Genomic DNA, 10,474 nt, shown 5'->3' on the forward strand with positions numbered 1-10,474 from the left:
CCCACGACGGCTCCGAGACCGTCGGAGACTCGTTCTCCTACACCATCGACGATGTCTCGGGCGCCACCAGCAACGTCGCCAGTGTCACCGTCACCTTGAACCCGCAGAACGATGCGCCCACCTCCTTTAATGATGCCGCCATCGTGAACGAAGGCGCCAGCGTCATCATCAACCTCTCCGGCAACGACACCGACCCAGATAACGCACTGGATCTCAGCTCGATCGTGATCAGCTCGGCCCCGGCCAACGGCACACTGGTCGACAACGGCGACGGCACGCTCACCTACACCCACGACGGCTCCGAGACGGTCGGGGACTCGTTCTCCTACACCATCGATGACGCCTCCGGCGCCACCAGCAACATCGCCAGTGTCACCGTCACCGTGAACCCGCAGAACGACGCCCCGACCGCCACCAACGACTCGGCCTCCGTGAATGAAGGCGCCTCCGTCGTCATCAACCTCACCGGCAACGACACGGACCCCGACAACGCACTCGACCTCAGCTCGATCGTCATCACGAGTGCTCCCGCCAACGGCACGCTCGTCGACAACGGCGACGGCACGCTGACCTACACCCACGATGGCTCCGAAACCGTCGGCGACGCCTTCTCCTACACCATCGACGACGCCTCCGGCGCTACCAGCAACGTCGCCAGCGTCACCGTCACCGTGAATCCGCAGAACGACGCCCCGACAGCCAATCCGGACGCTGCGGCCGTGGGCGAGGCGGCAAGCGTTGTCATCGACCTCGCGGGCAACGACGTCGATCCCGAGGGTTCCCTTGATCTCAGCTCGATCGTGATCACGGCCGGCCCCGCAAACGGCACGCTCGTCGACAACGGCGACGGCACACTCACCTACACCCACGACGGCAGCGAGACCCTCGTAGACAGTTTCAGCTATTCGATCGACGACGCGGCCGGCGCCACCTCGAACGTTGCTTCGGTGAGCCTGACGATCAACCCGCAGAACGATGCCCCCGTTCTGGCGACGTTCGGTCCGACACTCACCACGGTCGACGAGGACGCCACCACCAACAGCGGCACCACCATCGCGACGATCGTGGGCGGGTCGATCAGCGACGCGGACACATCACCCGTGGAAGGCGTCGCCGTAACCCACATTTCCAGCGGAAATGGCAGCTGGCAATACTCCACGGACGGCGGCGCGACCTGGGGCGCGGTAGGTGCTGTCGGAAATACCAACGCTCTCTTGCTGCGCGACTCCGATCGCATCCGCTTCGTTCCGGATGGCCGGAACGCGGACTCGGCCTCGATCGACTACCGCGCCTGGGATCGCACCAGCGGCGTGGTCGCGACGAAGGTCAGCACCAACACGAACGGTGGGGCGACCGCCTTCTCGACCGGTGTCGATTCGGCCGATATCACCGTCACGGGCGTGAACGACGCCCCTGGCCTCGGGAACGCTGCGCTGGCCCCCCTGGACGGGAGCGCAGCAGACGCGGCCGGCGCCACGATCGCGTCCCTCTTCTCCGGGAAGTTCTCGGACGTCGATGCCGGTTCGAGCCTCGGCGGCATTGCGGTCGTTGGCAACGGAGCTGCTGCGTCCGACGGAACCTGGGAGTACTCGAGCGACGGCGGCGCGAACTGGTCGGCAGTGGGCTCGGTGGCCGACGGCGCCTCGGCCCTCGCTCTCGCCCCGTCGGCCCTTCTGCGCTTCGTGCCGGCTGCCAGCTTCACCGGCACGCCGACCGCGCTGACGGTGCGCGGCCTGGACAATACCTACGGCGGCGGCTTCGCCACGAATCCGGGCGGTACCGAGACACGGATCTACGTGAACACCTCCTCGAACGGCGGCAGCTCGGCCATCGCCGGGGGCACCGCTGGCGTTTCGGCCCAGGTCCTGACCGGGGGCGTCGAAACGGCCGTGGGGGTGGGCCCGACCGTTGGACCGACGGAGCCGGGAATCGACGAAGCGATCGACAATGCCATCGAGGACGGCCCGCAGGAGCAAACCGAGGAGGAGGCTGGAGAGGAGACCGCACCGGCTGCAGCAGTGGATACCGAAACGCCCGCGAGTCCCGGCCCGGTCTCACTCGGGTTGATCTCCGGCGCTGGCCAGCCCGAAGCCCCGTTCGAGTGGCCACTCCCGAGCGAGCCGACCGCCTTCCCGACCGGACAGTCCGAAGCGTCGCAGCTACGCGAGAGCCCCAGCGAGCTTCGCCGCGAGGCATCCGAACGTGACCAGCTCTCGGGCCCGCTGGCTCAGCTCGAGGGCTTCTTCAGTGGCTTCGCCGACGACCTGGCCTTCCTGAACTCCGACACAGGCTTCCTCGATGAGCTGGACCGGATGCGGGACGTGGCACTCGAGCAGGTGGAGCTGGAGCAGGCCCTGGTCGGCTCCAGCGTCGCCATGACGGCGGGGCTCTCGATCGGGTACGTGGTCTGGCTCACCCGCGGCGGGCTCCTGCTCGCCAGCATGGCCTCCTCGATCCCGGTCTGGCGGCTGGTGGATCCCATCCCGATCCTCGCGAGCCTGGCCCTCCGGAGCGAGGAGGAAGGAGAGGACGCCGAATCCCTCGACTCCATGGTCCGCGATGGCCAGACGCCGGATGACGACGCGGCCGAGCCCGAAGCCGGGCTCGAGAAGCCCTGAACCATGGACACCACCGAGGGGGGTAAGGTCGGACGACGGGTCCGACGATGGTCCATGCGGGGGCGGAACGGACCATGAAGAGCCTGAGCCCGAAGACCCACATCTCCCTGGGCCAGACCTTTCTGCTGATCAACGTGCTGTTGGCGGCGATTCTGCTGGGGATCGTCCCGGACCGGGACCAGGCCGTTCGCGAAGGCCGTGCTGCCTTGGCTGAGGCGGTCGCTGTCACCGGCTCCGCCCTCATTACCCGGGCGGATCTCGACGGTCTGCGAACGACGCTGAGCCTCGCTCAGGAACGCAATGACGACGTCCTCTCCGTGGCGGTCCGCCGCGCGGACGGAGTCGCATTGGTTTCGGTGGGCGACCACGAGCAGCACTGGGACGTCAGCCACGGGGACGTATCCACGAACACCCAGGTCGCGGTGCCGATCTGGTCGCGCGGAAAACGTTGGGGCACGGTCGAGCTGCGCTTCCGCCCGCTCGGGAGTAGCGGCTGGATCGGAGTCGTGACCTCGTCGGAAGCGAAGCTGTTGGGATTCATGGCCCTCGGCTGCTTCGTCCTCTTCTACCTCTACCTGCACAAGATGCTGAAGCACCTCGACCCGTCGCAGGCGGTGCCGCCGCATGTGCGCTCGGCCCTCGACACCCTGGCCGAGGGCCTGCTGGTGATGGACACCGAGCAGCAGATCGTGCTCGCCAATCAAGCGCTCGCGGAGCTGGTCGGTCGTGAATCGGGTGAACTCCTGGGGCGTAAGGCGCAGAGCCTGGGCTGGGCCGAGGCCGACGGCACGCCCCGTGATCCCACCACCTACCCGTGGGCTCGAGCGCTCGCGGACGGACTGCCGCGCAAGAACGAGCTCATCTACATCACGGATCATGCGGACGAGCTGAGGACCTTCATCGTGAACTGCTCCCCCGTGCTCGGAAGCGGCGGAAAATACGGTGGCGTGTTGATCAGTCTCGACGACGTCACCCAGCTCGAGGAGCACAAGCTCCAGCTCTCCGAGGCCAAGGAAGAAGCGGAGGCGGCGAACGAGGCGAAGAGCGAGTTCCTGGCCAACATGAGCCACGAGATCCGCACCCCGATGAACGCCATCCTCGGTTTCACCGAGGTGCTGCGTCGAGGCTATGGATCGACCGAGGAGGAACGGCAACGGCACCTCGCGACCATCCACTCGAGCGGTGAGCACCTGCTCCAGCTCATCAACGACATCCTCGACCTCTCGAAGATCGAGTCCGGTCGGATCGAGGTGGAGAAGCTGCGGGTCGCGCCCCACGCGATCATCCAGCAGGTGATCAGGGCGCTCGGTGCGAAGGCGCAGGAGAAAGGCATCTCGCTGGAGCTCGAGATCGACGGGCCGATCCCGGAAACCATCGAGTCCGACCCGACCCGTCTGCGCCAGATCGTCACGAACCTCGTCTCGAACGCCGTCAGATTCACGGAGGCGGGCGGGGTCCGGGTCGTCGCCCACCTCGAAGAGGATGCCGGGGTTCATCTACTCGGCATCGACGTGGTCGATACGGGAATCGGCCTCGAGCCCGAGGCTCTCGAGAAGATCTTCGAGCCCTTCGTTCAGGCGGATAGCTCGGTGACACGCCAGTTCGGGGGGACCGGACTTGGGCTGGACATCAGTCGGCGCTTCGCTCGATTGCTAGGCGGCGACATCGTGGTAAACAGCGAGCTTGGAAGCGGGAGCACCTTCTCGGTCTCCATTGATCCCGGGCCGCTCGAAGGCGTTCAGCGACTCGAGCCGGAGGAAGCCCTGGCCGCAACGGAATCCTCCGCGGAAGAAACCTCGGGCCACTGGGTGTTTCCGACGTCGCGGATCCTCGTGGTCGACGACGGTGAGGAGAACCGCGAGCTGATCGAACTCGTGCTGGGCGAGGTGGGGATCGAAGTCGAAGGCGCCGAGAACGGGCAGGTCGGCGTCGACATGGCGCTCGCCACGCCCTTCGACGCCATCCTGATGGACATGCAGATGCCCGTCATGGACGGCTACACGGCAACCGCGCGCTTACGTGAGGAAGGCCTGGAGACACCGATCCTGGCCCTCACCGCCAACGCGATGAAAGGCTTCGAGCGGAAGTGCCTGGAGATCGGCTGCACCGGCTACTTGACCAAGCCAGTGGACATCGATGTCATGCTCGAGACCTTGGCCGAAGTGCTGGGCGGCGAGCGCAGAGCGGGGGAGCGCACCGGGCAAGCCCTCGCTACGCCCCTGGCGTCGACGACGGGCGGGCCCGTGACCTCGCGGCTCGCATCGAACCCGACGTTCCTGCCGACCCTCGAGAAGTTCGTGACGCGGCTCGGGACCAAGCTGCTCTCGATGGAGGCGAGCATCGAGGCGAACGACTTCGAGCAGCTCGCCGCGCTGGCGCACTGGCTGAAGGGAGCGGCGGGCACGATCGGATTCGACGCTTTCACCGAGCCCGCCGAGACACTCGAACTGCTTGCCAAGGAGCACAAGCAGGCGGAACTCGAGGGGGCGGTCGACGAGATTCGAGCGCTGGTGGAACGCATCCAGCTACCCGGTTCGAGCGTGGCGGATCCGGGCACACCCACCCGCGCGGAGCACACCCCCGCGCAAGCAACGAAAGCGGCCCCCACGATCGGCCCGATCCGTTCCCGCTTGGCCGACAGCCCGGGAATGGAGCCGATCCTCGAAAAATTCGTCCAACGGCTCGAGGCCCGGCTCGAAGAAATGGAGCGCCACTTCGAGGCGCGGGATTTCGACGAGCTCGCGGGACTGGCTCACTGGCTGAAGGGCGCGGCCGGCACGATCGGATTCGTTGTTTTCACCGAGCCGGCCGAGGCCCTCGAGGGGCAGGCCAAGGGCAAGCGAGTCGAGGAGATCGGCGCGTCCCTGGCGTCGCTCCGCGGCCTGGCGGAGCGGATCGAGCTCGGCGGGGCAGATCTCAAGTAGTTGCCTCGACCACCGACACGAAATACTAGGGCCGGAATCCCCACTGGCAGGCGAATGGACGAACCACTCCATGAATTCCCCGACGAACTCCAGCGAATGCCCCACCATCCTGATGGTGGACGACGAGCCGACCACGCTCGAAGTCATGGAAATGTTCCTGCGGGCGGCCGGCTACGAACGGCTCGTCCGAACCAGCGACTCGCGAACGGCCCTGGAATTGGTCGAAGAGGCCCGGCCAGACCTCCTCCTGCTCAATCTGATGATGCCCCACATGGACGGCATCGAGGTTCTGAAGGCCATTCGTGGTGGGCAGCCGGAACTGCGGGACCTCCCCGTCATCATCGTCACGGGCTCGAGCGATCCCGCGACCAAGCAGCGGGCCGTCGACCACGGCGCCACCGATTTCCTCCGCAAGCCTGTCGACCCGAGCGAACTCTTGCTTCGCGTGCGCAACACCCTGTCGGCCACTGGCCGAGGCTTCGCACTGCCCAGCCCGCAGACAGAGCGACCGAAGCGCACCCCCCGGCCGCAGCGGTCGGCTACGGGTGCCCCGTTGATCTCTCACCTCATGGGAGACAGCGAGCGCTCCCAGGCGATCGTCGCGTCCTTCGTCGGCCGGTTGCGGGCCCGCCTCGAGGAGATGGAGGGGTGCCTCGAGGCTCGCAATTTTTCCGAGCTCGTCCAGCTGGGGCATTGGCTCAAGGGAGCCGCGGGCACGGTCGGGTTCGACGAGTTCACCGAACCTGCCGCGGCCCTTCAGTTGCTCGCCGGGGAGCGCAAGCACGAGCCGCTCGAGAAGGTGATCGAGGAGCTCTGGGACTTGGCGGACCGGATCTCCATCGACCCGGGAACCGAGGGCTGAGCCGGTGACACCGCTTTCGACCGAGGACGACCAGCGCTCGTGGACCATCATGATGGTCGACGACGAGCCGACCACCGTCGATGTGATCGAGATGTTCCTGCAGGGAGAGGGTTATGAGCACTTCGTCTCCGTGATGGATTCCCGTCTGGCCCTGGAGGCGATTGCCCGCGAGCACCCCGACGTCCTGCTTCTCGACCTGATGATGCCCAACGTCGGCGGTCTCCAGATCCTGAGCGCCCTCCGGGAAGACGAAGCACTTCAGCGCATTCCGGTGATCATCCTGACCTCTTCGAGCGAGCCCGAGGTGAAGCTCCAGGCTCTCGAGCTCGGAGCGAATGACTTCCTCGCCAAGCCGGTGGACCGCAGCGAGCTGGCTCTCCGCGTCCGCAATACCCTGGCGGCCAAGGCCTATCAGGACCGCGTGACCTACTACGACGCCCTGACCGGCCTTCCGAACCGCCGCCTCTTCCAGGAGGGGTTGGAGCCCGCGTTGCGACGCGCGCGCCGGGACGGCTCGAATCTCGCCTTGCTCCATCTGGGTCTCGACCGCTTCCGGCAGATCAATGACACGCTCGGGCAGGGCGCCGGAGACGCCATCCTGAAGGGCGTGGCGGAGCGCATGGAGAAGAGCGTCGCGTTCTCCCTGGAGGACGCGGTCGCCAGCGACCCGTACCGGGCTACCTGCTTCCGGATCGGGGGTGACGAGTTCATGTTGCTGCTCACCGGCCCCGGCGCCGTGGAAGCGGCCCCGAGGATAGGGCGTCAGCTGCTCTCGTTGATGGCCGAACCCTTCACCCTGAAGGGCCAGGATCTCTTTACATCCTGCAGCATCGGGATTGCCATCCATCCGAACGATGCGAACGATGCCGATGCCCTCCTCGCGAACGCGGGCGTCGCGATGTCCCACGCGAAGCAGCGAGGCGGCCACCGTTTCGAATACTACGACGAGTCCCTGAACGCCCAATCTCTCGAACGGCTTGGCCTCGAGAGCGACCTGCGACGTGCCCTCGAGCGAGGTGAGATCTCACTGCATTACCAGCCCAAGGTAGGGATCGAGAGCGGTCGCATCGCGGGCGCCGAAGCGCTCATGCGGTGGACTCACCCGGAGCACGGCTTCGTGCCTCCCGATCGCTTCATTGCGATCGCCGAGGAGATCGGCGTCATCAACTCGCTGGGCGAGTGGGCTCTTCGCGAGGCGGCAGGCCAGAGCCGTGCGTGGGCCGACGCCGGGTTCCCGGGGATTCGGATCGCCGTGAACGTCTCCAGTCGACAGTTCCGTCCAGGCACCCTCGTAGAGACGATCCAGGCTGCACTGGAGTCCAGTGGCCTGGACGGAAACTCTCTCGCAATCGAGCTGACCGAGAGCGTGATCATGGAGAAACCGCACGAAACCGCGGACATGTTGTGGAAGATCAAGGAGATGGGAGTCCGCATCTCGATCGACGACTTCGGCACAGGCTACTCGTCTCTCAGCTACCTGAAGCGCTTCCCGATCGACGAGCTGAAGATCGACCGGTCCTTCGTCCAGGGCGTTCCAGAGGACGCGGACGATGCCGCGATCGTCACCGCGATCGTCGCCATGGCCCGGAGCCTCGGGCAGAAGGTCGTCGCCGAAGGTGTCGAAACCGAAGGCCAGCTCGAGTTCCTGCGCTGGCTCGGCTGCGACGAGTACCAGGGCTATCTGTGCAGCAAGCCGCTCCCGCCGGAGAGTTGGAGCGAACTGCTGAAGCTCTGCGGCCCCAGCTGAACCGCGGGCTCGGTTGCCGTGGGCCGGAGCGCCGCGCCGGCGCTCTCGAGCGGAGAGGCGAACGGCCACGGCGCTACCGCATCTTCGTCCGCCCCATCGAGTACTGCTGCACCATCCGCGCCACGGCAGTCCCGGAAAGTGCCGACTGGTGCGTCCCCATTCCCTTTGCGCCCGCATCAGCCCCTGCGATGTAGAGCCCGTTGATCGGTGCGTTCGAACTCGGCTTCATCGATCCACATTGCCCCACGATCTGAGCGAGCCCCACACACTCACCGCCTTGTCCTTCGAGAACCGAATCACGGGTGCGCGAGGAAATCTCCTTGGGGCCGTTGTACTCCCTGCGTTCGCAGACATCCCAGATCTCGGGAAAATGCGACTGCATCTGTTGATCCATCTTCGCCCAAATCGCTTCGATCTCCTTTGCCTCGGGGTTCGAGGAGCAGACGGTGCCACTGACCAGAACCTGCTTTCCGGCGGGCGCCGCTTCATCGTCGTAGAAGCTGTGATTGACCATGAACAAGATGACTTCGTCGGGAATCTCGCCGTTCTTGATCTTCTCGAAGCGGGGCGTGTCGAGCCATGAATCGTCGGAGTACATCACGTAGATGCCGGTTTCCATGACGGGCTCATCGAGGAAATAGCGGATCGACGTAAAGGACCAGCCTGGCACGAGACCCTTGATGTAGTTCGCATATGTCTTGTCGAAGTGCTCCTCTCCGCACAGCTTCAAGATCGTTGGTTGGATACCCGCACTGCTGACCACCACCGGGGCATTGAATGTGCCCCGCTCGGTCGTTATGCCAGCCACGGCACCGTCATCAATGATGATCCGATCGACCTTGCAGTCCTTGATCAAGACGCCACCCGATTTCTCGAACTCACGCAGCATCACCCTGGTGAGTCCGCCGAAGCCGCCCTTGTACTGCCCTCCCCCGCCTTGCAGCATCACTTGTTGCATGATCGTGATCTGCTCCGACGCCGCGACCTGGTCGAGGGGCTCCGCCAGGGATGCGTTGGCGTGGAAGCCGAGATAGTTGTAGAGCGGGCCGGGGACCTCGCGCTCGGCCAGCCATTCTTCCATCGAGATGCCGTCGAGGGCATCGACCTCGTCCTCTGTGAGCAACGTCATTTCGGTCATCACCGCGATCGCCGCTTCCTGCTCCGCTGCATCGAGATCCCAGAGCTTGAAGAAGGGAGTCGGATCCGCGAGTGCCTGCCCCTGCGTGACGCGCTTGTACTCTGCTCGACCGCTGCGCTTGTAGAGCAGCGTGATGATCTCGCGCGGGTCGTCGGGTTCGATCGCCGGGATGAACTCGTCCGACACCCCGAGTTCCTCGAAGATCGGCTCGAAGGCGGAACCGCGCATGGGCACCTGACCATGGGGAAAGAGATCGTACGCGTACCCGTCCTTCTCGATGCTGATCATCTTGCCGCCCGGCACATTGTTCTTCTCGACGAGCAGGCACCGAAGGCCGCGATGCTGGAGAAGCGCGGCGGCCGAAAGGCCCCCCGGGCCACTTCCAATGATGATTGCGTCGTAGTTCTCGTCCGGCACGCCTCGCCTCCCTTCGCTGGAGCCAGCTCCACCAAAATTCCATGATTATCAGGCTCGGGAATGCTGCGGGTGGCCCCAGGGCTTCTGCAAAGATTCCCTCGGCTCGCACCATCACGGATCTGCTTCACAGCGAGTATGACGGGCGTCATGCCGCCCACCCGACGCCTTGCCTGGAGTTGAGTCCAGCGATGCGTGAGATCCGCCGTCGATGTAATCGCCAAGGCCTGAATCTCGATCGTCTATCCGGAGGCCCGAAGACCCCGCAAAGTGTCTCTTGGCTTGGGTCGCCCATGGGCCCGACTTCTGCTGACGGGAAGCAGAGGGACGAAGCGAACGACGTGGTCTCCGAGATCGCCCGCGTGGTGCGCGACAACTACCTGCAGTTGATCGCGGTCGACCCGAGCCGGGGCTTGCTTCCCTCGTCAGGTGCGTAGTTGACGGAACGTCTACCTATCGGACTTGGGCGAAACGCAGCTTTTCTTTTCCATGCCCACATTGTCTGCGCACATTGAATAGAATACGAAGAAAGGGGTTCATTCATGTCCAAGGGAAAAGAGCTTCTTGCGAGATATGAGAAGGAGGTCGAGGCGGTATGGCGCGAGATGACCCCCAAGGCCCGGAAGCTCTGTGAGCTTGCCCCGGTCTCGTGGACACCCCGGATCGCACGAAAGTGCGGTAGGAGTGTGTCATGGGAAAACGGAAGCGTCGATCGTTCACAGATGAATACAAGGCCGAGGTCGTGGAGCTGATCCGCAAGAGCGGGAAGAA

At 65.0% G+C, this 10,474-nt stretch carries 6 protein-coding genes; 5 read left to right on the forward strand and 1 reads right to left on the reverse strand.

Annotated features, from left to right (window positions below):
• The 4 genes from GY937_09660 to GY937_09675 form a co-directional block, all read left to right on the forward strand.
• A partial coding sequence (locus tag GY937_09660; protein MCP5056975.1) for a tandem-95 repeat protein occupies window positions 1–2,618 on the forward strand: 2,618 nt, incomplete at its 5' end.
• 74 nt (window positions 2,619–2,692) lie between these two features.
• Window positions 2,693–5,542: a response regulator gene (locus GY937_09665; GenBank protein MCP5056976.1), complete on the forward strand. Its 2,850-nt coding sequence runs from the start codon at window positions 2,693–2,695 to the stop codon at window positions 5,540–5,542.
• A 70-nt stretch (window positions 5,543–5,612) separates the two neighbouring features.
• Window positions 5,613–6,404 (forward strand): response regulator, encoded by a 792-nt coding sequence (locus tag GY937_09670; protein MCP5056977.1) that lies wholly within the window; start codon window positions 5,613–5,615, stop codon window positions 6,402–6,404.
• Between the two features lie 4 nt (window positions 6,405–6,408).
• Entirely contained in the window at window positions 6,409–8,151 is a 1,743-nt protein-coding gene (locus GY937_09675) for an EAL domain-containing protein (GenBank protein ID MCP5056978.1), read from the forward strand.
• A 73-nt stretch (window positions 8,152–8,224) separates the two neighbouring features.
• Here GY937_09675 and GY937_09680 read toward each other — a convergent pair whose 3' ends face one another.
• Complete coding sequence (locus tag GY937_09680) at window positions 8,225–9,706, reverse strand: NAD(P)/FAD-dependent oxidoreductase (GenBank protein ID MCP5056979.1); 1,482 nt, start codon at window positions 9,704–9,706, stop codon at window positions 8,225–8,227.
• Between the two features lie 290 nt (window positions 9,707–9,996).
• Here GY937_09680 and GY937_09685 point away from each other — a divergent pair, with 290 nt between their 5' ends.
• Window positions 9,997–10,140 (forward strand): hypothetical protein, encoded by a 144-nt coding sequence (locus GY937_09685; GenBank protein MCP5056980.1) that lies wholly within the window; start codon window positions 9,997–9,999, stop codon window positions 10,138–10,140.
• Window positions 10,141–10,474 lie beyond the last annotated feature (334 nt).

The organism is bacterium (genome assembly GCA_024228115.1).
In the GTDB taxonomy this organism is placed as follows: domain Bacteria; phylum Myxococcota_A; class UBA9160; order UBA9160; family UBA6930.